Source organism: Aminobacter sp. P4_D5 (assembly GCF_056401815.1).
The window spans coordinates 1-752 of sequence record NZ_JBFUIP010000634.1; the positions used below are offsets into that span (position 1 = coordinate 1).

Annotated in this window: 1 protein-coding gene; it reads right to left on the reverse strand. The window is 68.4% G+C overall.

Annotation, left to right across the window (positions count from 1 at the left end):
- Nucleotides 1-752, reverse strand: a 752-nt coding sequence (locus AC1DWF_RS34000) for a PEP/pyruvate-binding domain-containing protein (protein WP_476842892.1), incomplete at both ends; no start/stop codon positions are given.

Genomic DNA, 752 nt, shown 5'->3' on the forward strand with positions numbered 1-752 from the left:
GCGCAGTCTTCGCCCATATTGCCGAAGACCATGGCCTGCACGTTCACCGCAGTGCCCCAGCTCGCGGGGATGTCGTTCAGGCGGCGGTAGGTGTTGGCGCGGGCGTTCATCCAGGAGCCGAAGACGGCGCCGATCGCGCCCCAGAGCTGGGCCTTGGGGTCCTGCGGGAAGGCCTCGCCGGTGGCGTCGGCGACGACGGTCTTGAAGCCCATCGCGACGTCCTGCCAGTCGGCGGCTGTGAGCGCGGTGTCCTCGGCGACGCCGCGGTCGAGCTTCACGTCCTCGATGATCTCCTCGAAGCGGTGATGGTCCACGTCGAGCACGACCGAGCCGTACATCTGGATGAAGCGGCGGTAGCTGTCCCAGGCGAAGCGCTCGTCGCCGCTGGCCTTGGCGAGGCCCTCGACCGTCTGGTCGTTGAGGCCGAGGTTCAGCACGGTGTCCATCATGCCCGGCATGGAGACGCGCGCGCCGGAGCGGACGGAGACCAGCAGCGGCTTTTCCGTGTCGCCGAACTTGAGGCCGACGGCCTCCTCGATGCGGGCGAGTGCGGCGGTCACGGCGTCATCGAGGACGTCCGGATACTTCTTCCCGTGGTCGTAGAAGTAGGTGCAGACCTCTGTCGTGATGGTGAAGCCGGGCGGGACGGGCAGTCCGATCGAGGCCATCTCGGCCAGGTTGGCGCCCTTGCCGCCGAGCAGGTTCCGCATCCCGGCGCTGCCCTCGTTGTGGCCGGCGCCGAAGCTGTACAC